The sequence below is a fragment of the Sphingopyxis sp. RIFCSPHIGHO2_12_FULL_65_19 genome, from assembly GCF_001830555.1.
In the GTDB taxonomy this organism is placed as follows: Bacteria; Pseudomonadota; Alphaproteobacteria; order Sphingomonadales; family Sphingomonadaceae; genus Sphingopyxis.
On sequence record NZ_MIAM01000049.1, the window covers coordinates 19,749 to 41,092 of the forward strand.

23 protein-coding genes and 1 tRNA gene are annotated in these 21,344 nt (G+C 64.8%); 13 read left to right on the forward strand and 11 right to left on the reverse strand.

Going from position 1 to position 21,344, the window contains the following annotated elements:
* Window positions 1-39: 39 nt before the first annotated feature.
* The 3 genes from lnt to A3E77_RS13490 are packed head-to-tail and all read right to left on the reverse strand — an operon-like array spanning window position 40 to window position 2,812.
* Entirely contained in the window at window positions 40-1,665 is a 1,626-nt protein-coding gene (lnt, locus tag A3E77_RS13480) for an apolipoprotein N-acyltransferase (protein ID WP_293646764.1), read from the reverse strand.
* Window positions 1,666-1,698: 33 nt separating this feature from the next.
* The gene (locus tag A3E77_RS13485) at window positions 1,699-2,109 is read right to left on the reverse strand and encodes a DUF2141 domain-containing protein (protein ID WP_366652640.1); all 411 of its coding nucleotides are present in this window, start codon (window positions 2,107-2,109) and stop codon (window positions 1,699-1,701) included.
* On the reverse strand, window positions 2,054-2,812 hold the full coding sequence (locus A3E77_RS13490; protein ID WP_293646766.1) for a sterol desaturase family protein: 759 nt from the start codon (window positions 2,810-2,812) through the stop codon (window positions 2,054-2,056). Before A3E77_RS13490 ends, A3E77_RS13485 begins: the two co-directional genes overlap by 56 nt.
* A gap of 73 nt (window positions 2,813-2,885) precedes the next feature.
* Here A3E77_RS13490 and crtY point away from each other — a divergent pair, with 73 nt between their 5' ends.
* The 9 genes from crtY to A3E77_RS13535 all read left to right on the forward strand — a co-directional run bounded on the left by crtY (window position 2,886) and on the right by A3E77_RS13535 (window position 11,350).
* Window positions 2,886-4,043 (forward strand): lycopene beta-cyclase CrtY, encoded by a 1,158-nt coding sequence (gene crtY, locus A3E77_RS13495; RefSeq protein ID WP_293646768.1) that lies wholly within the window; start codon window positions 2,886-2,888, stop codon window positions 4,041-4,043.
* The gene (locus tag A3E77_RS13500; protein WP_293646770.1) at window positions 4,040-5,518 is read left to right on the forward strand and encodes a phytoene desaturase; all 1,479 of its coding nucleotides are present in this window, start codon (window positions 4,040-4,042) and stop codon (window positions 5,516-5,518) included. The genes crtY and A3E77_RS13500 overlap by 4 nt, the downstream gene beginning before the upstream one ends.
* A complete protein-coding gene (locus A3E77_RS13505; RefSeq protein ID WP_293646772.1) occupies window positions 5,518-6,099 on the forward strand; it encodes an LOG family protein in 582 nt (193 codons plus the stop codon). Before A3E77_RS13500 ends, A3E77_RS13505 begins: the two co-directional genes overlap by 1 nt.
* Window positions 6,099-7,058 carry a phytoene/squalene synthase family protein gene (locus A3E77_RS13510; RefSeq protein WP_293646774.1) on the forward strand — a complete coding sequence of 320 codons (960 nt, stop codon included), beginning with the start codon at window positions 6,099-6,101 and terminating at the stop codon, window positions 7,056-7,058. The genes A3E77_RS13505 and A3E77_RS13510 overlap by 1 nt, the downstream gene beginning before the upstream one ends.
* On the forward strand, window positions 7,055-7,624 hold the full coding sequence (gene pnuC, locus A3E77_RS13515) for a nicotinamide riboside transporter PnuC (RefSeq protein ID WP_293646776.1): 570 nt from the start codon (window positions 7,055-7,057) through the stop codon (window positions 7,622-7,624). The genes A3E77_RS13510 and pnuC overlap by 4 nt, the downstream gene beginning before the upstream one ends.
* The gene (locus tag A3E77_RS13520) at window positions 7,621-8,139 is read left to right on the forward strand and encodes an ATP-binding protein (protein ID WP_293646778.1); all 519 of its coding nucleotides are present in this window, start codon (window positions 7,621-7,623) and stop codon (window positions 8,137-8,139) included. Before pnuC ends, A3E77_RS13520 begins: the two co-directional genes overlap by 4 nt.
* Before the next feature lie 248 nt (window positions 8,140-8,387).
* Window positions 8,388-9,920 (forward strand): acyl-CoA synthetase, encoded by a 1,533-nt coding sequence (locus A3E77_RS13525; protein WP_293646780.1) that lies wholly within the window; start codon window positions 8,388-8,390, stop codon window positions 9,918-9,920.
* Window positions 9,921-9,924: 4 nt separating this feature from the next.
* Entirely contained in the window at window positions 9,925-10,533 is a 609-nt protein-coding gene (locus tag A3E77_RS13530) for a 2-hydroxychromene-2-carboxylate isomerase (protein WP_293646782.1), read from the forward strand.
* Window positions 10,534-10,546: 13 nt separating this feature from the next.
* Window positions 10,547-11,350, forward strand: a complete 804-nt coding sequence (locus A3E77_RS13535) for a crotonase/enoyl-CoA hydratase family protein (protein ID WP_293646784.1) — start codon at window positions 10,547-10,549, stop codon at window positions 11,348-11,350.
* Between the two features lie 35 nt (window positions 11,351-11,385).
* Here A3E77_RS13535 and A3E77_RS13540 read toward each other — a convergent pair whose 3' ends face one another.
* The 6 genes from A3E77_RS13540 to A3E77_RS13565 are packed head-to-tail and all read right to left on the reverse strand — an operon-like array spanning window position 11,386 to window position 15,140.
* A complete protein-coding gene (locus tag A3E77_RS13540) occupies window positions 11,386-12,075 on the reverse strand; it encodes an ATP12 family chaperone protein (RefSeq protein WP_293646786.1) in 690 nt (229 codons plus the stop codon).
* Window positions 12,072-12,308, reverse strand: coding sequence for a hypothetical protein (locus A3E77_RS13545; RefSeq protein ID WP_293646788.1), 237 nt, complete (start codon window positions 12,306-12,308; stop codon window positions 12,072-12,074). Before A3E77_RS13545 ends, A3E77_RS13540 begins: the two co-directional genes overlap by 4 nt.
* Complete coding sequence (locus A3E77_RS13550; RefSeq protein WP_293646818.1) at window positions 12,305-12,925, reverse strand: FMN-binding negative transcriptional regulator; 621 nt, start codon at window positions 12,923-12,925, stop codon at window positions 12,305-12,307. Before A3E77_RS13550 ends, A3E77_RS13545 begins: the two co-directional genes overlap by 4 nt.
* Window positions 12,925-14,139: an RluA family pseudouridine synthase gene (locus A3E77_RS13555; protein ID WP_293646820.1), complete on the reverse strand. Its 1,215-nt coding sequence runs from the start codon at window positions 14,137-14,139 to the stop codon at window positions 12,925-12,927. The genes A3E77_RS13550 and A3E77_RS13555 overlap by 1 nt, the downstream gene beginning before the upstream one ends.
* Window positions 14,136-14,516, reverse strand: coding sequence for a fluoride efflux transporter CrcB (gene crcB, locus A3E77_RS13560; protein WP_293646822.1), 381 nt, complete (start codon window positions 14,514-14,516; stop codon window positions 14,136-14,138). The genes A3E77_RS13555 and crcB overlap by 4 nt, the downstream gene beginning before the upstream one ends.
* Window positions 14,517-14,561: 45 nt before the next feature.
* Complete coding sequence (locus A3E77_RS13565) at window positions 14,562-15,140, reverse strand: thermonuclease family protein (RefSeq protein WP_293646824.1); 579 nt, start codon at window positions 15,138-15,140, stop codon at window positions 14,562-14,564.
* 276 nt (window positions 15,141-15,416) lie between these two features.
* Between A3E77_RS13565 and A3E77_RS13570 the strand changes: the two genes are divergently transcribed.
* The 4 genes from A3E77_RS13570 to A3E77_RS13585 all read left to right on the forward strand — a co-directional run bounded on the left by A3E77_RS13570 (window position 15,417) and on the right by A3E77_RS13585 (window position 18,191).
* Window positions 15,417-16,424: a MarR family transcriptional regulator gene (locus tag A3E77_RS13570; RefSeq protein WP_458574453.1), complete on the forward strand. Its 1,008-nt coding sequence runs from the start codon at window positions 15,417-15,419 to the stop codon at window positions 16,422-16,424.
* A gap of 38 nt (window positions 16,425-16,462) precedes the next feature.
* Complete coding sequence (locus A3E77_RS13575) at window positions 16,463-16,975, forward strand: hypothetical protein (protein WP_293646828.1); 513 nt, start codon at window positions 16,463-16,465, stop codon at window positions 16,973-16,975.
* A gap of 83 nt (window positions 16,976-17,058) precedes the next feature.
* Window positions 17,059-18,030 carry a magnesium and cobalt transport protein CorA gene (locus tag A3E77_RS13580; protein WP_293646830.1) on the forward strand — a complete coding sequence of 324 codons (972 nt, stop codon included), beginning with the start codon at window positions 17,059-17,061 and terminating at the stop codon, window positions 18,028-18,030.
* Window positions 18,031-18,115: 85 nt separating this feature from the next.
* Window positions 18,116-18,191 (forward strand) — tRNA-Val (locus tag A3E77_RS13585).
* A 69-nt stretch (window positions 18,192-18,260) separates the two neighbouring features.
* Here A3E77_RS13585 and A3E77_RS13590 read toward each other — a convergent pair.
* Window positions 18,261-18,536: a CBU_0592 family membrane protein gene (locus A3E77_RS13590; protein WP_293646832.1), complete on the reverse strand. Its 276-nt coding sequence runs from the start codon at window positions 18,534-18,536 to the stop codon at window positions 18,261-18,263.
* A 73-nt stretch (window positions 18,537-18,609) separates the two neighbouring features.
* Window positions 18,610-21,282 (reverse strand): aconitate hydratase AcnA, encoded by a 2,673-nt coding sequence (gene acnA, locus A3E77_RS13595; RefSeq protein ID WP_293646834.1) that lies wholly within the window; start codon window positions 21,280-21,282, stop codon window positions 18,610-18,612.
* Window positions 21,283-21,344 lie beyond the last annotated feature (62 nt).

Genomic DNA, 21,344 nt, shown 5'->3' on the forward strand with positions numbered 1-21,344 from the left:
TGTGAACGGATATAAAGGAAGCTTTATGTCGGTGCGCTGTTAACGCCCGCGCCGCCGAAAGGCAATGCCCAGCGCGAACAGCAGCAACGCAAATCCGACGGGCAGAAGGTTGCCGAAGCGCGCGAACAGCGTGGGGGCGTGGGCGGGCGGCAGTAGCGTGTCGATCCGTCCCGCGGCGTGCATCGGGAGCGATTCGATCAGCCGGCCGTCAGCGCCGATCACCGCGCTGATCCCCGTCGGAGTGGCGCGCACGACGGGCAAGCCTTCCTCGATCGCGCGCAGCCGCGCCTGCGCCAGATGCTGCGGCGGACCCCATGCGCCGAACCACGCGTCGTTCGACGGGTTGAAGATGAAATCGGGGCGGTGGTCGCGATCGACGACCTGGCCCGAAAAGATGATTTCGTAACAGATTTGCAGGCCCGCCCGGCCGAAAGCGCCGAGGTCGAGGGTGCGGGCGCCGGGGCCGGGCCAGAAATCGATGTCGCCGGGGGCGAGCCGCGACAAGCCGATCGCCGACAGCACCGGGCGCAGCGGCAGATATTCACCATAGGGGACCAGATGCGCCTTGTCGTAACGCGGGCCAAGGGTGCCGTCGGAATGGACGGTCATGACCGCATTGCGCGCCCCGATAACATCGCCGCTGCGATCGAGTTCAAGCTTGAGCGCGCCGAGCAGCATCAGGTCGCCGGGGTTCATGAGCGCGGCCAACCGCGCGCGCGCCGTGGCGGGCGAGCGGTCGTAATAGACCACTGGATAGCCCCATTCGAGATAGTCGGGCACCGCCGCCTCGGGCCACAGGATCAGGCGCGGGGTGTCGTCCTTCGGCGCGGTCAGCCGCGCGAGCTTGGCGAAATTGGCGTCGGCCTTTGCGCCCACCCATTTGTCGGCCTGGCCGACATTGGGCTGGACGACGGTGATGGGGATGGTTCCCTCCTCCATCGGACGTTGGGCGGATGGGAACGGCGCGAAATAGACGAGGGCCATGAAGGCGGCGATCACAACGCCAAAGCCGAGTTGAGTCATGAGCTGGCGGCGTTCCGATAGATCGCGTGGCGCCTCGTCGGTCGTGCGGCGCTGAAAATAGGGGAGCACGTAAATCGCCGCGACAATGAAAACGAGTCCGGACAAGCCGTAAGTCCCGATCCATTGCGCCGGTTGGGCGAAGCCGATTGCAACGGCACCCAGCGGATTCCACGCGAAGCCGGTGAATACCCAGCTACGCAGCCACTCGGTCAGCGTCCACAGCGCCGCAAAGGCAAGAATATAGGACGGTGCGGTCAAGCGCGTCACCGGTTCGCCCCAACTGCGCACCATCCATGCCCCCCACGCCGCCAGTGCCGGATACACCGCCAGATACAGCGCCAGCAGCACCACCGCGATCCACCCCAGCCACGCGGGCATCGCCGCCTGATAGGTGAACGCCGTCGCGATCCAGTTCAGCCCAACGACGAAATGCCCGACCCCGAACGCCCAGCCGATCCCGAACGTTCGCCAGCCCTTGGGGCTGCGCGCCACGAGCGCCATCCAGCCCGCGAGCGCGAGCAGTGTCAGGGGCCAGAGATGGAGCGGCGCAAACCCCGTCGCCGAAATGGCGCCCAGCGTCAGGGCAATCAGCTTGGGCCAGCGGTCGGCAAAAGCGGCGATGCGGGGGGATAGCGCGGTCACGCGCGCTGCTTTAGCCGGGCGCGTTGATGCCCACTAGAGCATATATTTCATCTTGATCGCCTGATGCGTGTCCCCGGCCACCGCAAAGCTTGCCGATTTGAACTTGGGTGCACCCATGCCGATCGCCGGGTTGCGCGAAAAGCCAAAGCCTTCCTTTGGCATGAACAGCGCCATATCCATTTTGTTATTGCTGTTTTCGTCGTGGACGACGGCGACGGCATAGGTGCCATCGGCAGGGGCCGAAATCTTGAAGCCACCCGCATTTGCCGCTTTTACCGCCATCCGAACCGACGCCTTGTCCTTACTGCAATCGGGAAAGGCCTTGGGATTGGCGGTCAGGCAGACGAGCACCTGCCCCTTTGTGCTGCGCAGGCCCGTTATGCTGACGTCAACCGTCGGCGGCGGCGGGCTTGCGGCGACGCTGAGCAGCGGCAAAAGTGCCAAGCCCGATATCCGTGCCGCAAATTTTGTCCCAGAAACGGAAATAAAGCCCATAATTCCCCCGGTAAGCGGCATGATGCGCGTCGTGATGCGTCGCGGTTATCAGCCATCGCCCTGCTGGTCCATGAACAAGCGCGCGCGGAAACATCTCCCACCCCATATGATTGCCGACGCCCATCACGGTCATGATCGTCAGCACCAGCCCCAGCACCGCGACATGGATCGGAAGGATGAACACCAGCGCCGGGATCACCACCGCGCCGGTCATCGCTTCCAGCGGGTGGAAGCTCATCGCCGCCCAGGCGGTCGGCGGGCGGCTGTCATGATGCACACTGTGCGCCAGGCGGAACAGCCGCGGCCGATGCATCCAACGATGCGTCCAGTAAAACCATGTGTCGTGCAGGACCAGATAGGCGAGCAGGCTGATGGGCAGATACCAGAGCGGCAGGACGTTCCAATCGGTATAGATGCGCGTCCAGCCCCGTTCCTGCCATCCCCACGCCACGACCCCGGCGGGAAGTCCGTAGATTGCGGCGCTGGCAAGGCTCCACCCGATTTCACGCCGCATCTGCGGTCCAAGCCCGCGATAGAGGTCTGGATGCCGGAGCCGGGTCGCGAAGGCGAAGGCGCCACTGGTGATCAGATATCGCACGCCGACGATGGCGGTCATCGCAAGCGCGGAAAAAAGGATCGCCCAGCCGGTCATGCGGCAAGGCTAAACGCTCGCGCCCATGTTGCAATGGCTTTGCGCTTCGCGCTGGGGTGGCTAAGGCGGAACGATGGCGGGGCAAAGTTTCGATAAATGCGATATCGCGATCGTCGGCGGCGGCCTCGCCGGTGGCCTGGCGGCGCTGTGCCTGGCGGCAAAGCGGCCCGATCTCGATGTCCGGCTTGTCGAACCCGGTCCGATCGGCGGCAACCATATCTGGTCCTTTTTCGACAGCGACATTGCGAAAAAGGACCGCTGGCTCGTTGCGCCGCTGGTCCGTTGTCATTGGGAAAGTTATGACGTCGCCTTCCCCGCGCGCGCGCGCAAGGTGCGGATGGGATATAAGAGCATTACCGGCGAAGCCCTCGCCACAGCGGTCGCCGCGGCGCTGCCCGCGGACCGGATCATCGCCGACAGGGCCAAGCATGTCGCACCCGACCATGTCCTGCTGGCGCGTGGCGGGCGGCTGTTGGCAAAGCATGTCATCGACGCGCGCGGCACCGGAAAGACGTCGATGCTTGACTGCGGCTGGCAGAAATTCGTGGGTCAGGCGCTGACCGTCGAAGGCGGGCATGGCATCGACCGGCCGCTCGTCATGGACGCCACGGTCGAGCAGCTCGACGGCTATCGCTTTATCTATCTGCTGCCTTTCGATGCGGAGACAATCTTTGTTGAAGACACATATTATAGTGACAGCCCCGATCTTGACGTCGCAGCCGTCCGCGATCGAATCGCAACCTATGCGCAGCGCCGCCAGTGGAACGTCACGGCTGTGACGCGCGAGGAAACCGGGATGTTGCCAGTCGTCGTCGCGGGCGATTTCGATCGGCTGTGGCCCGCGGTCGATCGAACGGCGCGCATCGGCGTGCGCGCCGGCGAATTCCACGCGATGACCGGCTATTCCTTGCCCGCCGCGGTGCGAACGGCGGCGGCGCTGCCCGCGCTCGTCGATCGCGGCGACCTAGCCGCCCGCCTGCGCGGCCGCGCCGCGGCATCGTGGCGCCGTCAGCGCTTTTACCGCATGTTGGGTGCGATGCTGTTCCGCGCCGCCGATCCGGACGCGCGTTACCGCATTTTCCAGCGTTTTTACGGGCTCGCGCCCGGGCTGATCGCGCGTTTTTATGCGGGCCGGTCGAACGCCGCCGACAAATTGCGCATCCTGTCCGGCAAGCCGCCCGTGTCGGTTCGCCGCGCCATTGCCGCGCTTTCGAGGCTGGACTGGCGATGACGCGCCGCGCGATCATCATCGGCGCCGGGTTCGGCGGGCTTGCGTTGGCGATCCGGCTTCAGTCGGCGGGGATCGCAACGACGATCGTCGAGGCACGCGACAAGCCCGGCGGGCGCGCCTATCATTGGCGGCAAGACGGCTTCACCTTTGACGCCGGGCCGACGGTCATCACCGATCCGCCGTGCCTCGAAGAATTATGGGCACTTAGCGGGCAGGACATGGCGGCTGACATCGACCTGATGCCGGTCATGCCCTTTTATCGTCTCAACTGGCCCGACGGGACGAATTTCGACTATTCCAACGACGAAGCGGCGCTGCGCGCCGAAATCGCCGCGCTGCACCCCGCCGACGTCGATGGCTATGACCGCTTCATCGCCTATTCAAAGGGCGTTTACGAGCAGGGCTATGTCAAGCTCGGCTCGGTCGCCTTTCTGAACTTTGCGTCGATGATCAAGGCCGCGCCCGCACTGATGAAATATCAGGCCTGGCGCAGCGTCTATTCGATCGTTTCCTCCTACGTCCGGGACGAACGGTTGCGGCAGGCGCTGTCGTTCCATACGCTGCTGGTCGGCGGCAATCCGATGACGACGAGCGCGATCTATGCGTTGATCCATACGATCGAGAAAGATGGCGGCGTCTGGTTCGCGCGCGGCGGCACCAACGCGCTGGTCGCCGGCATGGTCCGGCTGTTCGAGCGGCTGGGCGGGACCTTGCGCCTGGACGATCCGGTCACGCGGATCGAAACCACGGCCGACCGGGCAACCGGCGTGACGACGCAAAGCGGATGGTGCGGCGACGCCGACATGGTGGCGTGTAACGGCGACCTCATGCACAGCTACCGGACGCTGCTCGCGGATCATCCGCGCGGCGTCAAGGCGGCGCGCAGCCTGTCGCGCAAACGCTGGTCGCCTTCGCTGTTCGTCGTCCATTTCGGCGTCGAAGGCGTTTATCCCGACATTGCGCATCACAGCATTCTTTTCGGCCCGCGCTACAAGGGACTGCTCGACGACATCTACAAGACGGGCGTCATTCCTGACGATTTCTCGCTTTACCTGCATCATCCCAGCATCACCGATCCCGGCATGGCCCCGCCGGGCCAATCGACATTCTATGCCCTCGCCCCCGTCGCGCATCTGGGCAAGTCGAAGGTCGATTGGGACGGCGCGTTCGGGCGGCAGTTTGCCGACGCCATCCTCGAGGAAGTGGAACGCCGCGTCGCGCCCGGCCTTCGCGACCGCATCGTCACGCGCTTTCATTATACGCCCATGGATTTCGGCCGCGACCTGTCGGCGCATCTCGGCAGCGCGTTCAGCCTCGAACCCGTGCTTTGGCAAAGCGCCTGGTTCCGGGCGCACAACCGCGACGATGTGATTTCCAATCTTTACTTCGTCGGCGCGGGAACGCATCCGGGCGCGGGTATCCCGGGGGTCGTCGGCAGCGCCAAGGCGACCGCCAATCTGATGTTGGAAATATGATGAAACGCCTTGCCGTCTATTGCGGGTCCGCAACCCCCGAAGATCCGATCTATATCGAAACCGCGCGCCATGTCGGCCGCACGCTGGCGGAGCGCGGCATCGGCGTCGTTTATGGCGGCGGCCGGCTGGGGCTGATGGGCGCCATCGCCGACAGCGCGCTGGAAGCGGGCGGCGAGGTGATCGGTATCATCCCCGATGCGCTCGTCGGCGCCGAGGTCGCGCACCGCGGCTGCACCGAATTGCACGTCGTTTCGGGGATGCACGAACGCAAGAAGATGTTCACCGACCTGTCGGACGGCTTCCTGACCATCCCCGGCGGCGTCGGCACGATGGATGAATTGTGGGAAGCGATCAGCTGGGCGCAGCTTGGCTATCACAACAAGCCGGTCGGCCTGCTCAATGCCGCGGGCTTTTACAACGACCTGATCGCGTTCAACCGCCACATGGTCGAGGTCGGGTTTATTCGCCCTGCGCACGCCGGGATCATGATCGTCGACGCGGGGTTGGACGAACTGTTGGGCAAGATGGCCGCGTATGAACCGCACAAGACGATTTTCGCGATGAAGGCCGAAAATCTGTAATGATCGAGGCGGGGGCCTATGATTCGCATGCCCTCCACGGTTTCGCGCACGACAGCATCGCGCGCGGATCGAAAAGCTTTGCGCTCGCCAGCCAGCTGTTTGACCGCGAAACGCGCGAACGTGTCTGGCTGCTCTATGCCTGGTGCCGTGCCGCCGACGATTTGACCGACGGACAGGATCACGGCGGCGCGATGAAGCCGGGGCATGATCCCGCGGCCGCGGTCGCGCATATCCGGACCCAGACCGACCGGGCTTTTGCCGGCGAGCCGACCGGCGAACCGGCGTTCGACGCGCTGGGACTGCTGCTTACCGAGATTGCGATTCCGCGATCGGTGATCGACGATATCGTGGCGGGGTTCGATCTGGACGCGCGCGATTGGCGCCCGCGCAGCGAGCAGGACTTGCTGCGCTACAGCTATCATGTCGCGGGTGCGGTCGGGGTCGCGATGGCGCTGGTGATGGGGGTCGACCCCGCCGACGAAAGGACGCTCGATCGGGCTTCGGACCTTGGCATCGCATTCCAGCTGGCGAACATCGCGCGCGACGTGGCCGAGGACGCCGCCGCCGACCGATGCTATTTGCCTGTCGAATGGATGGTCGAACTCGACATCCCGCCCGGACAGCATATGCACCCCGCCTTTCGTCCGCGCCTGTCGGTGATGGCGAAATGGCTTGCCGAAATGGCCGAGGAATATGAGGCGTCGGCGCGATGGGGAGCAAGGCTGCTGCCGCCGCGCAGCCGCTGGGCGGTGCTCGCCGCGGCGGGGATTTATGGCGACATCGCGCGCGAGGTGCGCGCCCGCGGCGACCATGCCTGGGACCACCGTGCATCCAGTTCGCTTGGCGCCAAGCTCGGCTGGGTCGCCCGCGCGGGCTGGTCGGTGCTGCGCCGCCCGCCCCAACGAAGGATCAGTCGCGACGGCCTGTGGACGCGCCCGCGCGGCGGCACTGTGGCGTGAGCCATATCGAATGGATCGCGGCGGCGTTCGTCCTGACCAATGTGGCGCTCGTCGCGCTGCGCAGCGTGTGGAACTATCCTTTCGCGCTCATCGCCGTGACGCTCTACGCTTTCGTCTTTTTTGAAGCGAAGCTCTACAGCGACATGCTCCTCCAGGGGTTTTTCTTTGCGCTCAACCTTTATGGCTGGGCCGCGTGGATAGGCGCGCGCGATGATGCGGGGGTCCCGGTGCGCTGGATGACGGCGCGGGCGCGCCGCGGCTGGGCCGTGGCGACGATCGCCGCGTGGGCCGGCTGGAGCTTTGCGATGGACCGCGCCACCGATGCAGTGGCCCCGTGGATCGACGGTGCAATCGCGATGCTTAGCGTCACCGCGCAATGGCTGCTCGCGCGGCGCCACGTCGAAAGCTGGTTCGTCTGGATTGTCGTCGACCTGATCGCGGTGCCGCTGTTCGCGTCGCGGGGCCTCTATGCCACCAGCGCCGTCTATGTTGTCCTGCTCGGCCTGTCGATCGACGGGTTGATCCAGTGGCGCCGCGCGGCGGCGACGGGCCGGGTGGCGATATGACGCATCATATCTGCCTTCACGGCGCCGAAAGCACTGGCAAATCGACGCTCGCGCCGCGGCTGGCGCTCCGGCTCGGTGGGCTGGTGGTGCCTGAATATGGGCGCACCTACGCCGAAGCGAATGGGACCGACCTCGACGAGGTCGACCTGCTCGCCATCTTTGACGGTCATCGGGCGGCAACGCGCGAGGCGCTCGCGCAGCAGCCCGAATGGCTGATATCCGATACCGATCCGCTGATGACCCAGGCCTGGGCGATCATGCTGCTCGGTCGCCGCTTGCCCGAAATCGACCTGTGGGACGCGGTCGCCGACCTCTATCTGGTCCCGGCAATGGACCTGCCATGGCACGAAGATGGCACGCGCCTGTTCGGCAGCGAACTCGCGCGGGCGCAATTCATGGATGTGGCGATCGGCGAACTCGACCGGCGCGGGCTTCGATGGGCGTGGGTCGAGGGCGAAGGCGACGCGCGGTTGGCGAACGCACTGGCGGCGATCGAGGCCGCGGAGCTTGGCTGACCCGATCGGCTTTATGGACGAAACTCGGTTTTGGGGTCACGAGCGGGCGTGAAGCGTCGCGCCATGTCCGCGTCCGCAGAGGGCAGGGGAGGGTGTCCGCTTCCCGTCGTGCCCCCGATCCCCATGCAAGGCCCTCACCCTGCTATCTTGCAGATGCTGTCAAGCGCGCCAGCTTGCTTGACCGAAAGTTTCAGGTTGCTACTGATCTTCGATATAAAGAAATCAACGATTCCGGAGATGATGGCCCGATGCACCCTTCTGTTCATGCTCGCAACAATCCCGACAAAGCAGCGATCATCGTCGCCGAAACGGGCGAGGTCATCAGCTATGGCGAACTCGATGCCGCCTCGAACCGCGCCGCGCAGCTTTTTCGCGCGCATGGGCTGGGGCATGAGGATGTCGTCGCTTTCATGCTCGACAACACGCCCCATTATTACGGCCTGACGTGGGGCGCCCAGCGTGCGGGACTGCGTTATGTGTGCATTTCGTCGCGGCTGACGCAGGACGAAACCGACTATATCCTCGAAAATTCGGGCGCGCAGATCCTTGTCGTGTCCGCCAGCCTTGCGGGCGCCGCGCAGCAACTCACGACCGGGATCAAACGCTTTGCGATGGGCGGCGAGATTGCGGGCTGGGCCAGCTGGGAGGATGCGGTCGCCGCGATGCCGGCGACGCCGGTCGCCGACGAGCGCGCCGGGGTCGACATGCTCTATTCGTCGGGCACGACCGGGCGGCCGAAGGGGGTGCGCGTGCCGCTGCCCGAAGAGCCTGCGATCGATGCGATGAACAGTCTGGTCATGCTCGCCTCGGCGGTGTTCCAGATCAACGCCGACAGCATCTATCTTTCGCCCGCGCCGCTTTACCATGCCGCGCCGCTGCGCTGGTCCATGACGGTCCATCGTTTGGGCGGCACCGTCGTGCTGATGAAGAAATTCGATCCCGAGGCGGCACTGTCGCACATCGAAACATATCGCGTAAACTCCAGCCAGTGGGTTCCCACCCATTTCGTGCGGATGCTCAAGCTGCCGGGCGACATCCGCACCCGATACGACACGTCATCGCTCAAGGTTGCGATCCACGCTGCGGCGCCGTGCCCGGTGCCGGTCAAGCAGGCGATGATCGACTGGTGGGGACCGGTGCTGTTTGAATATTATGCGGGGTCGGAAGGCAATGGCATGACCTTCATTTCCAGCCCCGACTGGCTGACGCACAAGGGCTCGGTCGGCCGTCCTATCCTGGGCACCGTGCATATCATGGGCGAGGATAATGAGACCGAGCTTGGCCCGAACGAGGAAGGCACGGTTTTCTTCGAGAGCGAAAATGTTTTTGAATATCATGGTGATGATGAAAAAACTGCGTCGAGCCGCAATTCCAAGGGCTGGTCGACGCTGGGCGATGTGGGCAAGCTGGACGACGAGGGTTTCCTGTACCTCACCGATCGCAAGAGCTTCATGATCATATCGGGCGGCGTGAATATCTATCCGCAGGAAATCGAGAATCATCTGGTCACCCATCCCAAGGTCGCCGACGTCGCGGTCGTCGGCGGGCCGCATGACGAGATGGGCGAAGAAGTGATCGCGGTGATCCAGCCCGCCGACATGGCCGAGGCGGGCGACGCGCTGCGCGACGAACTGATCGCTTTCGCGCGCGAGAAATTGTCGGGGGTGAAGATCCCGCGCCGCATCGACTTCATGGAAGCGCTGCCGCGCCACGACACGGGCAAACTCTACAAGCGCCTGCTGCGCGACCAATATTGGGAAAAGGCGAAGGCGGAGGCCTGAGGCGATGACCGCGCGCGTCGAATTTTTCTTTGACCTTTCCTCGCCCTGGACCTGCCTCGCGTTTCACAATCTGCCGGGCGTGCTGGGAAGAGCGGGCGCGACGGCGATCTATCGACCGATCCTGGTCGGGGGGGTGTTCAACGCGGTGAACCCCGCCGTCTATGCGGCGCGCGAGCAGGCGGACAACCGGCGGCTTCAACATGGCTGGAAAATACTCAAGGACTGGGCGCGGCTCGCGCGCGTCCCGATGAACTTCCCTTCGCAATGGCATCCGGCAAAGAGCATCGCCGCGATGCGTTTCTGCTGCGCCCTAGAAGATGATCAGGCGGCGTTGGCGCGCTTTGCGCGCGCGGCATTTGCGAGCTATTTTGATCGACAGGAAAATCTCGACGATCCTGCCGTGCTCGCGGCGGTCGCCGATGCCGAAGGGCTCGACGGCGCCGCGCTGGCGGGCGTGGCGGGCAGCGATGCGGTCAAGGCGCGGCTGCGCGCCAATACCGATGAAGTGATCGCGCGTGGCGGCTACGGCTCGCCGACGATTTTCGTCGATGGCAATGATATGTATTTCGGCAACGACCAGCTCCCGCTCGTCGAGGCCGCATTGAAGCGATAAAAGGGACTCATCCATGAAAGACCGGATTTCGATCAACATGCTCGATGGCGGGATCGCCGATGTGCGGATGATCCGCGCCGACAAGATGAACGCGCTCGACCCCGCGATGTGGGAAGCCTTGGCCGAAGCGGTGGATGCGTTGAAGGCGATGGCGGGCCTGCGCGTTGTCGTCCTGTCGGGCGAAGGTCGTGCTTTTTGCGCCGGGCTCGACCTCTCCAGCCTCAGCAATGATCGCGATCCCGGCGCGAGCAGCGCGGGCGGTGGTCTTGCCGACCGGACGAGGGGTATCGCAAACAAAGCCCAATATGCGGCCTGGGGCTGGCGCGAGCTGCCGGTCCCGGTGATCGCCGCAGTCCACGGCGTCGCCTTTGGCGCGGGCAGCCAGATCATGGCCGCCGCCGACATCCGTATCGTTCATCCCGACACGCGCATCGCGATCATGGAAATGCGCTGGGGGCTTGTTCCCGATGTAGCGGGCATGGCGCTGTGGCGCACCCAGGTTGCCGACGATGTGCTGCGCGAGATGATCTATACCAATCGCGAGTTTAATGGATCGGAAGCGAAGCTGCTGGGTTTCGCGACGCATGTGTCCGACGATCCGCTGGCGCGGGCGATGGAACTGGCGAGGGTGATCGCCGATAAAAATCCCCATGCGATCCGCGGCGCCAAGCGGCTTTGCAACATGCTGGCCGACGCGAGCGACGCGGACATTCTTCAGGCCGAAAGCGACGAGCAGATCAAGGTCATCCGCACCCCGAACCAGATGGAAGCGGTGATGGCTGGGATGCAGAAGCGGCGGCCCAATTTCGTGGATTGAAGATCGTCCCTGTCGCGAAGCGATGGGGCGGATAATCAAAGCAGCCCCAAAAACCGTGCTGCATTATCCCAGTCGCGCTTGTGCGCGGCGCGGGCTTTTTGCGCTTCGCTGTCGGCGCCCCAGCGACGCTCCTGATAGAGATCGTCGAGGCTGACCGCCTCCCACAGCGCGTCGGCGTCGAACGCGTTGTCGAGCAACGCAAGGCCCGCGACGAGCGAGCCGCCGATCGTCACCAGCGGGGTCAGCGCCGTGATTCGCCACTGGTCCTGCCCGAATACTGCCGAGCGCAGCGCCGTCACGGTCGCTGCGGGTTGATCGACTGGCAGCACACCTTGCGTCAACGCAAACTCGATGCCGTAGCGATCCTCGGCCCAGGCGAGCAGCGGGTTCCACGCCGCCGCCTGTTCGGCCTGCAACACCGCGTCGCGCGCATCGCGGTAGCAAAAGAGGTCGCTTTCGGCATAGGCAGCGACCGGCGTCGCAAAGGCCGCAAAGTCGGGCGCGGCCAGGTCGATCGCCGCATTGCTCAGCCCGGTGATCGGCATCGCCGCGGGGGCGATCGTTTCGCCGACCGCGCGCCATTCGGCGGCGATTGCATCGGCCAACGCCGGGCTGGCTACCGCCAGCGGTGCGCGCTGCGGGGTGCGAACCGGCCGCCCGTCGAGCGCGATGCCCCAGCCGCCGTCGCCCGCGACGACAGCGACCTCTTTCCAGAACCGCTTCACGGATTTTTGGGCGAGCGCCAGCGGCGCGCGAGCAGCAGCGGCATCACCGCGAAATCAAAGGCGCCGACCAGCACAATCGCCGCGCCGATCCAGCGGTCGGTCGGTTGGCCCGCAAGTGCAAAGCCGCCGCTGATCAGGATAAAGCCGATCGCCACGAAGGCCGCGCCCATCAGGCGCATGATGTTGATCGCGAAAAAGCGTTTTTTGGCGAGGGCGTCGTCGGCCTGGGTCATGCGTCCTTCCTATCGCCGCCAAGGTGGCGCATCAACTGTGCCAGCGCGCCATGGCCGGTTGCTTCCATGCCCGCGATCACCCGCTCGCGCTCGGCGGCGGATTTATTCTGCGACAGCTTGATCGTCGGGCGCCAGGCGGTGATGCGCAGCTCGAAGCCAATGATCGCCCCGGTCATCTTGCTGAACAGGGCGGGGTTCATCTTGTCGCGCGTCCACGGCGGGTTCGCGCCGACGCGCGCTTCATGGCCGGCCGACAAGGTGTCGAGCTGCTCGACCAGTTCGGCATCGCCAAGGCGCCGCGCGGTGCCCTCGATTTCGATCGCGACATAATTCCACGTCGGCACCTGGTCGGGGTCGGCATACCAGCTTGCGCTGACATAGGCGTCGGGGCCCTGGACCACGGCAAGCGCGTTCGCGCCGTCGAGGTGCCGGGTCAGCGCATTGCCGCGCGCAAGGTGGAACTGGACCGTTGCCGCGTCATCGCTCAGCACGACCGGCGCGTGGGCGACGCGCGGCCCGTCGGGGGTGTCGGCGAAGATCGCGGCAAAGCCGATCTCGCGCACCAACAATTGGGCGAGGTCGTCCTGCTTGGGACGAAAGACGCTGTTGGGATGCATCAGCCCGCTTTGGGCGGGCGCGCCGGATGCTTCCTCGCGCTTGGCTTCTTGTCCGCCGGTTTGCCCGGTTTCGGCTTGGGTTTCGCTTTGGGTTTCGGCTTTCCGACATGGTCGGTCGGCTTGCTCGTCGCGGTGCGCCCGCGGCGCTCGCCGCGACGGGCCTTACGAATCTGCTTGCTGTGCGCCTTTGCGGCGGCCTTTTCGACCGCTTTGGCAGGCGGACCCTTGGCGGCATCGTCGATGCCGACGTCCCCCAGCAACCGATCGAAACCCAGCGCGTCGAGGCTCGCGGCGAAATGTTCGGGCACGTCGGCATGAACGTCGATCGCGCCGCCGTCGGGATGATCAATGCGCAGGCGGCGGCTGTGCAGATGCATCTTGCGGCTGATCGTGCCGGTCAGGAATGCGCCCTTGCCGCCATATTTGCCGTCGCCGACGATCGGATGCCCGATTGCCGCCATATGGACGCGGAGCTGATGCGTGCGGCCGGTCAGCGGTTGCAGTTCGACCCACGCCGCGCTGTTCCCCGCACGCTCGATCACGCGATAGCGCGTCTTTGACGCGAGGCCGCTGTCGTGGACATGCATTTTTTCGCCGCCCGATCCCGGCTGCTTGGCGAGCGGCAGGTCGATTTCGCCCTGCTGGATGTCGGGAACGCCGACGATGATCGCCCAATAGGTCTTGCGCGCGCTGCGATTGGAAAAGCTCTTGGCGAAATAGGCCGCAGCGCGCGGGGTGCGGGCAATCAGCAGCGCGCCCGACGTATCCTTGTCGAGCCGATGGACAAGCTTGGGGCGTGTCGGGCCATCATATTTCAGCGCATCGAGCAAGCCGTCGACGTGGCTTTCGGTCTTGGTGCCGCCCTGCGTCGCCAGGCCGGGCAGCTTGTTGAGCACGATCGCGCTGGCATCGCGGTGGATCACCATCCCGGTTGCCAGTTCGACATCGGCGTCGGTCAGCGGACGGCCCTTGCGGGCCGGGCGAGGCTCGGCCTCGACCGGCGGCGTCGGCATGACGAGTTTCTGCCCCGCCGCGATGCGGTCCGACACATCGGCCTTTTTGCCGTCGAGTGTCAGCTGCCCCGATCGCGCCCAGCGCGCGAGCAGCGCGTGCGGCGTCCCCTCGCGATGGCGTTTGAACCAGCGGTCGAGGCGGATGCCGTCATCTTCCTCGGCGATCGTCGCGCCGTCGAGTTTTGCCTTGGTCTCGCTCATGCCGGCACCTGCCGCATGATGAAGAGGCCAAGGCCGCAGGCCATGATCGCGCCGATCACGGACGCGAGGACATAGGCGGCTGCTTGCGCGTTTTGACCGCGTTCGAAAAGCATCCAGAATTCCATGCTGAAAGAGGAAAAGGTGGTGAAGCCGCCAAGAACTCCGACACCGATAAACAGGCGCGCAGTCTCCCCGCCATCGCTGCTGCGTGCCAGCGCGCCGATTAGCAGCCCCATCAAAAGACCCCCGACGATATTGATCGACAGCGTCCACCAAGGGAAGCCGGGACCGAGCCGCGCGAGCATCGCCTGACCGACCAGATGGCGGGCCCCGGCGCCGATTGCGCCACCTATCATAACAGGAAACAGGCTGTTCATGTCGCTCGCCCTAGCCGGAATCGGCGGCGAGGCAAAGCGCGCGCTTTATGCGTCTGGGCGGGGCGCCGCCGTTGCGGGCGGTTCGTGCGTCGCGCGCCAGTCGGCGGGGCGGACGAAGCGGCCCTGCCAGATGCCGCGCTGCCGGGCTCCTGCTTCGGCTTCCTCGACCATATAGGCGCCGTCGGTCGTGACGGCCCAGCCTTGGCGCACCATTTCCGCGCCGATGTCGACGCCGTCCGGCAAGGGGGCGGTGCGGCACGTCGCGAGCGTACGGCCATAGCGGTCTTTCGACCCCAGTTCGCAATGAACCGAGCCGTGCCCGACAAGCTTGTCCAGCGCCGATCGCGCGTCCCGCCCGCACGGCCAGACGGCGCCGGAGCGCGTACAATCCTGCCGATATTCGACCGCGTCGATCCCCGCGAGACGGATCGTCAGCGATGCGCTGTCGTGCCGAACGGTCAGACTGTCGCCGTCGATCACATGAACGGGGCGGACAGAGAAGGCGGGCGTCGGCAACCATACCCACGCGGCGCACGCGAGTCCGAAGAGCAAAAGCAGTCCGGCCAGCGACCGAATGCGGCGGCGCCAGCGCAAATGGGTGAGGGGAGACACGCGCGCGACCATCCATTTCCGACTGAGCCTGCCCCGTCCGCTTGGCAAGCGCGAATAAAAAGTTGACGAAAAGAACAAACCATGTCCAAAATGGAGGCATTCCGATCTGGCCGACACGCGCCAACCCACACAGGAACGGCGGTTTGGGTCCGGATTGGCGGCAAACAGGAACGAACAAAAGGTGAATATAGCCGCAATGACGACATAGTTACGCCAAGGTGGAGCGATGGAAGGGGGATGGAGAGCATGATGGACCAGGGCACACAGATTGCGTTGGATGGTTCGGCGATGTCCTTTGACGATGTTCGCGTGGAATATGCCTGGCCCGCGGCGGGGGCAGCCAGATCGATCGGCGAAGGCGTGGCGTCACCCTTGCTATTCGTGGGACCGCCTGCCGCCCTTCCGGATATGGCGTCTGTCGCCGGGGTGCGCCTCGCCAACATCCTTCCGCCGTCCCGCGCTGCCGGCTATGTCCGGAAAACCGTGACTTTGGACATAATCTGGATCGCCGCGGCGGATACGATCGAAGGCGAATTGTTCGCCGACCTGTGCGCGGCGGCAGGCGAGCAAGGCTGCAACCTGATCTGTGAAACTCCGCTGTCGGCGCTCGACCATGTGGCGGCCGCGATCCCTGCGGCGCTTTCCGCCCAGCTTCTGGTCGATGCCGATCCGGTCGACCGGCTCGTTGCGCTGGCGGCGGCGCGGCGGGCGCGACATGCCATGGTCCATGATATCGCGCGCGACGACGCGATGGAGCGGATCGACCGTCTACAGGAAGAGGTCGCGCGCATTTCGCGGCTGCTCGGCGATCTTGCGGGGCAAGGCGGCGGACTTCCCGGCACGCCGACGGGCGTTTCGGCGTGGAATGACGACTCCGCCGACTATCCGCCAAGCCAGGTCCGCGCGCCATCGCGCAGCTACGCGGTGATGCCGCGCAGCTTTGTGCCGGAAGAGCGGACGCTTGATCGGCAGCGCGCAAAGATGGTGCGGCGGATGCTGCGTCAGCGGCGGATGCGCGAGCAATATTTTCCCGCCGATCTGTTTGCCGATCCGGCGTGGGACATGCTGCTCGACCTCTATGCCGCGCGGCTTGAGCGCCAGCCGGTTTCGGTTTCGAGCCTGTGCATCGCCGCCGCGGTCCCCGCGACCACCGCGCTGCGGTGGATTAAGACGATGACCGATGCCGGGTTGTTCCTGCGCGAAGCCGACCCGCACGACGGCCGCCGCATTTTCATCGCGCTGGCCGAAGGCGCGGGCGACGCGCTCGCCCGCTATTTCGAGGCGCTCGACGAATAGCCATGGTCGGCGTGGATCGGCCCGGCTAGATTTCGGGCATGACGAACGCCGTGAACGTGGTCGTGAACGACCGGATGCAGCAGGATTATCGCTACACGCGCGCCGCGCCGATGGGGGCTGCATTCGCGCCTGGTTTCGAGCCCGACCTTACCCCGGCCCAGATGCTGGCGCTTGGGGTGTTCTGCGGGAAATATATGACCGACTGCACCGCCGAATTTCCGGACGACTGGTTCGATCAGGCCAAATTCGCCTCGGGGCGCGGTGACTGCTCGCTCAATTATTTCGGCATCGGGGCGAGCGTTCCGCTGCGCGTGTGGAAGCAGAAGGGATGGCTTCACCCCGACGATCCGCGCGGCTGGTTCCAATGGTATTGCCGCTATTATTCGGGACGCCGCCTGGCGGGAGAGGATGATCGCCAGATCGGGCGATGGCGTGCGTTCCGACGGCATGCCGCGCAGGTCCGCAAACATTGCGAACCGGGCGATCCCTTTTGCCGGCCCAGACAACGGCAGGCGCTGCTGCAATGGGCTTATGACAGTCGCGACATCTGATCGCGCGTCGCCGCGATCGAACGCGTTTCCCTTCCCAGTCGCGCGTCCTATGTAAGCGCCGCAGTTCAAGGGAGTTTTCGCATATGCCAATCATGGCCGCCCGCCTCTATCACGACGGCAAGCTCGTCCGCGACATCGGCCCCGACGAGGAACTGCCCGAAGATTGCGACGACGGTGATTTTTTCTGGTTGGGCCTATACGAGCCGACGCCCGGCGAGCTGGAGGGTATCGCCAAGCGATTCGGCCTTCACCCGCTCGCGGTCGAAGACGCGCTGAAAGCGAATCAATTGCCGAAGGTCGAGATCTATGGCGACCAGCTGTTCGTTATCACGCGCACCGCAAACCTCGACGCCGACACCATCCATCCCGGCGAAACGGCCTTTTTTCTGGGTCCGCATTTCTTCGTCAGCGTCCGCCACGGGTCGGCGCGCACCCACACCGATATTCGCGCGCGGCTCGAAACGCTGCCCGCCAAGCTGGCGCATGGGCCGGACTATGTCCTTTATGCCGTGCTCGATTTCATCGTCGACGGCTATTTCCCGGTTGTCGACGCGATCGAGGACCGGATGCTGCTGGTCGAGGAGAGCGTGATGGACACCCCGCTCGATGCCGACGAAATTCGCCATCTTTATGCGCAGCGGCACGAAATCATTCGTTTCCAGCGCCTTGTCGGGATGATGAAGGAGGTCGCCGGGCGGCTTGCGACCGAGGACGACCTGCCCAATATCGATATCGCGGTGCGGCCCTTTTTCCGCGACATCTGGGATCATGTGCAGCGCGCCGAATATCGCCTCGTCGGACTGCGCGATATCGCCGCGTCGGTAATCGAGACCAACGGCATGCTCGAACAGCAGCGGCAGGGCGTCATCACGCGCCAGCTCGCCGCCTGGGCCGCGATCCTGGCCGTGCCGACCGCGATCGCAGGAATTTATGGCATGAACTTCCAGTTCATGCCCGAACTCGACTGGGCGTTTGGCTATCCATTCGCGCTGACCCTGATCTTCGGCGGTTCGGGCCTCGTTTTCTGGCGGTTCAAGCACATCGGCTGGCTTTGACCTTCGCGATGCGTCGCTTGCCAGCGGCGATCGCTTATGGCAGGGGCGCGCTTCCCGACCATGGCGCGTCCAGCGACAGGGCAGGGGGCGCTTAGCTCAGTTGGTAGAGCATCTCGTTTACACCGAGAGGGTCGGCGGTTCGAGCCCGTCAGCGCCCACCATCGTTTCCGCTTGTCGGTTCGGCCCAACGCGGCAGCGAAGGTTGCGGGGTGGAATGCCGCCGCAAATCCTCAAGGCACCGCGGCGCGGGCGGTCTGCCGCGCCCGCCGGACGCTCCATAACGTGAATAGTCCCATCGCGGCCCAGATGATATTGAGTCCGGCGGAGGGAAGAGCCCCGTTATAGCCCGAATTGATGATGAAGCCGCCCGCCCCGACGACATTCATCCACTGGTATAGAGGGCTGCGGCCGTTGAGCTTGCCGATCGACAGCAGGATATAGGCCGCAAGGATGATGGCGGCGGCGGCCCAGCCGATGATTTCGATGACGATGATCTCCGCGCCCATGCGCGTACCCTCCAAATGAAAACGCCCGCCCCGACAGGGGGGCGGGCGCTCATAGCATCAGCGGGCTGTCCCGTCAGGCGGCAAGCTTGCGCAGCACATAATGCAGGATGCCGCCGTTCATATAATATTCGACCTCGTTCGCGGTATCGATGCGGCAGAGCGTATCGAAGCTGAAGGTCGAACCGTCGGCGCGCGTCACATTGACGGTGACCGTCTGGCGCGGCTTGAGGTCTGCGACGCCGGTGATGGTGAACTGGTCGTCGCCGGTCAGGCCCAGTGTCTCGCGCGTGTCGCCGTCCTGGAACTGGAGCGGGAGCACGCCCATGCCGACGAGGTTCGAGCGGTGGATGCGCTCGAAGCTCTCGACGATCACCGCGCGGACGCCGAGCAGATTGGTGCCCTTCGCCGCCCAGTCGCGCGACGAGCCGGTGCCATATTCCTTGCCCGCGATGACGACGAGCGGCGTGCCGTCGGCCTTGTGGCGCATTGCGGCGTCGTAGATCGGCATGACTTCCGCGCCGTAGCGCGACATGCCGCCTTCGATGCCGGGGACCATTTCGTTTTTGATGCGGATGTTGGCGAAGGTGCCGCGCATCATTACGTCGTGGTGGCCGCGGCGGGCGCCGTAGCTGTTGAAGTCGGCCTTGTTAACCTGATGTTCCATAAGCCATTTTCCGGCCGGCGAGTCCGCCTTGATCGAACCGGCGGGGCTGATGTGGTCGGTCGTGATGCTGTCGCCGAGGATCGCGAGCGGCTTGGCGTCCACAATGTCCGACACCGGCGCCGGGGTCATCGTCATCCCCTCGAAATAGGGCGGGTTCGCCACGTACGTCGAGCCGGCGCGCCACTGATAGGTGTCGGAGCCCTCGACCTCGATCTTCTGCCAATGCTCGTCGCCCTTGTAGACGTGGGCGTAGCGCGCCTCGAACATCTCGCGGTCGACCGCGCCCGCAACGGCGTCGGCCACTTCGAGGTTGGTCGGCCAGATGTCGGCGAGGAACACGTCCTTGCCCTGCTGGTCCTGCCCGATCGGGGTGGTGGTGAAATCCTCGATCACCGTGCCCTTCAAGGCATAGGCGACGACGAGCGGCGGGGAAGCCAAGAAGTTCGCGCGCACATCGGGCGACACGCGGCCTTCAAAGTTGCGGTTGCCCGAAATGACGGCCGCGGCGACGAGGCCATTTTCGTTGATCGCCCGGGAAATCGGTTCGGCCAGCGGCCCCGAATTGCCGATGCAGGTGGTGCAGCCATAGCCGACGAGGTTGAAGCCGATATTGTCGAGGTGCTGCTGGAGGCCCGCCTTGATCAGATAGTCGGTGACGACCTGCGACCCCGGTGCGAGCGAGGTCTTGACCCACGGCTTGGGTTTCAGCCCCAGCGCGTCGGCTTTCTTTGCGACCAGCCCCGCGGCGACGAGCACGCCGGGGTTCGAGGTGTTGGTGCAGCTGGTGATCGCGGCGATGGTGACGTCGCCGTCGCCAATGTCGAAATCCTTGCCCTCGACCGGCACGCGCTGCTGCGCCTTTTTATAGACATTCGCCATGTCGGCGTTGAACACATCGTCGACGTCGGGGAGCGAGACGCGGTCCTGCGGCCGCTTCGGCCCCGCGAGCGACGGCACGACGGTGCCAAGGTCGAGTTCGAGCGTGTCGGTAAAGATCGGGTCCGCGGCCCCCTCGACGATCCACAGCCCCTGCGCCTTCGCATAGGCTTCGACCAGCGCGATATTTTCGTCGCTGCGGCCGGTCAGGCGCATATAGTCGAGCGTCTTGTCGTCGACGCCAAAGAAGCCGCAGGTCGCGCCATATTCGGGCGCCATATTGGCGAGCGTCGCGCGGTCGGCGAGCGACAGCGAGGCGAGGCCGGGGCCGAAATATTCGACGAAGCGGCCGACGACGCCCTTGGCGCGCAGCATCTGCGTCGCGGTGAGCACCAGGTCGGTGGCGGTGACGCCTTCCTTCAGCTTGCCGGTGAATTTGAACCCGACGACTTCGGGGATCAGCATCGACACGGGCTGGCCGAGCATGGCCGCTTCGGCTTCAATCCCGCCGACGCCCCAGCCGAGCACGCCCAGCCCGTTGATCATCGTCGTGTGGCTGTCGGTGCCGACGCAGGTGTCGGGATAGGCGACGACCTGGCCCGACGCATCCTCGCTCGACCACACCGCCTGTGCGATATGCTCCAGGTTCACCTGGTGGCAGATGCCGGTGCCCGGGGGCACCGCCTTGAAATTCGACAGCGACTTCGACCCCCATTTTAGGAAGTCGTACCGTTCGCCGTTGCGATAATATTCGATCTCGACATTCTGCTCGAACGCCTTGGGATGGCCGAATTCGTCGACCATCACGCTGTGGTCGATGACGAGGTGGACGGGGACGAGCGGGTTGATCTTTGACGTGTCGCCGCCGAGCTTGGCGATCGCATCGCGCATCGCGGCGAGGTCGACGACGCAAGGCACGCCGGTGAAATCCTGAAGCAGCACGCGCGCCGGGCGATACTGGATCTCGCGGTTGGAATGCGGGTCCTTCTGCCAGTCGACCAGCGCCTGGACATCGTCGGTCGACACGGTGAAGCCGCCATCCTCGAACCGCAGCAGGTTTTCGAGCAGCACCTTCATGCTGAACGGCAAGCGCGAGACGTCGCCCAGCTTGGCCGCGGCCTTGTCGAGCGAATAATAAGCATAGTCCTTGCCGCCGACGCTGAGCGTCGAGCGGGTAGCAAGCGTGTCGTTGCCCGTGGTCGTCATAGGATTGCAGTCCCCATGTTGGCGCGGCGGGGAATGACTGTCCGATGGCGAAGCGGGAGAGC

Excerpts from the sequence above, each read along its gene's own strand:
- A3E77_RS13490 (WP_293646766.1), bottom strand. The coding sequence starts at position 2,812 with ATGACCGGCTGGGCGATCCTTTTTTCCGCGCTTGCGATGACCGCCATC.
- crtY (WP_293646768.1), top strand. The coding sequence starts at position 2,886 with ATGGCGGGGCAAAGTTTCGATAAATGCGATATCGCGATCGTCGGCGGC.
- A3E77_RS13500 (WP_293646770.1), top strand. The coding sequence starts at position 4,040 with ATGACGCGCCGCGCGATCATCATCGGCGCCGGGTTCGGCGGGCTTGCG.
- A3E77_RS13505 (WP_293646772.1), top strand. The coding sequence starts at position 5,518 with ATGAAACGCCTTGCCGTCTATTGCGGGTCCGCAACCCCCGAAGATCCG.
- A3E77_RS13510 (WP_293646774.1), top strand. The coding sequence starts at position 6,099 with ATGATCGAGGCGGGGGCCTATGATTCGCATGCCCTCCACGGTTTCGCG.
- A3E77_RS13520 (WP_293646778.1), top strand. The coding sequence starts at position 7,621 with ATGACGCATCATATCTGCCTTCACGGCGCCGAAAGCACTGGCAAATCG.
- A3E77_RS13525 (WP_293646780.1), top strand. The coding sequence starts at position 8,388 with ATGCACCCTTCTGTTCATGCTCGCAACAATCCCGACAAAGCAGCGATC.
- A3E77_RS13530 (WP_293646782.1), top strand. The coding sequence starts at position 9,925 with ATGACCGCGCGCGTCGAATTTTTCTTTGACCTTTCCTCGCCCTGGACC.
- A3E77_RS13535 (WP_293646784.1), top strand. The coding sequence starts at position 10,547 with ATGAAAGACCGGATTTCGATCAACATGCTCGATGGCGGGATCGCCGAT.
- A3E77_RS13545 (WP_293646788.1), bottom strand. The coding sequence starts at position 12,308 with ATGACCCAGGCCGACGACGCCCTCGCCAAAAAACGCTTTTTCGCGATC.
- A3E77_RS13550 (WP_293646818.1), bottom strand. The coding sequence starts at position 12,925 with ATGCATCCCAACAGCGTCTTTCGTCCCAAGCAGGACGACCTCGCCCAA.
- A3E77_RS13555 (WP_293646820.1), bottom strand. The coding sequence starts at position 14,139 with ATGAGCGAGACCAAGGCAAAACTCGACGGCGCGACGATCGCCGAGGAA.
- crcB (WP_293646822.1), bottom strand. The coding sequence starts at position 14,516 with ATGAACAGCCTGTTTCCTGTTATGATAGGTGGCGCAATCGGCGCCGGG.
- A3E77_RS13565 (WP_293646824.1), bottom strand. The coding sequence starts at position 15,140 with ATGGTCGCGCGCGTGTCTCCCCTCACCCATTTGCGCTGGCGCCGCCGC.
- A3E77_RS13570 (WP_458574453.1), top strand. The coding sequence starts at position 15,417 with ATGTCCTTTGACGATGTTCGCGTGGAATATGCCTGGCCCGCGGCGGGG.
- A3E77_RS13575 (WP_293646828.1), top strand. The coding sequence starts at position 16,463 with ATGACGAACGCCGTGAACGTGGTCGTGAACGACCGGATGCAGCAGGAT.
- A3E77_RS13580 (WP_293646830.1), top strand. The coding sequence starts at position 17,059 with ATGCCAATCATGGCCGCCCGCCTCTATCACGACGGCAAGCTCGTCCGC.
- A3E77_RS13590 (WP_293646832.1), bottom strand. The coding sequence starts at position 18,536 with ATGGGCGCGGAGATCATCGTCATCGAAATCATCGGCTGGGCCGCCGCC.
- acnA (WP_293646834.1), bottom strand. The coding sequence starts at position 21,282 with ATGACGACCACGGGCAACGACACGCTTGCTACCCGCTCGACGCTCAGC.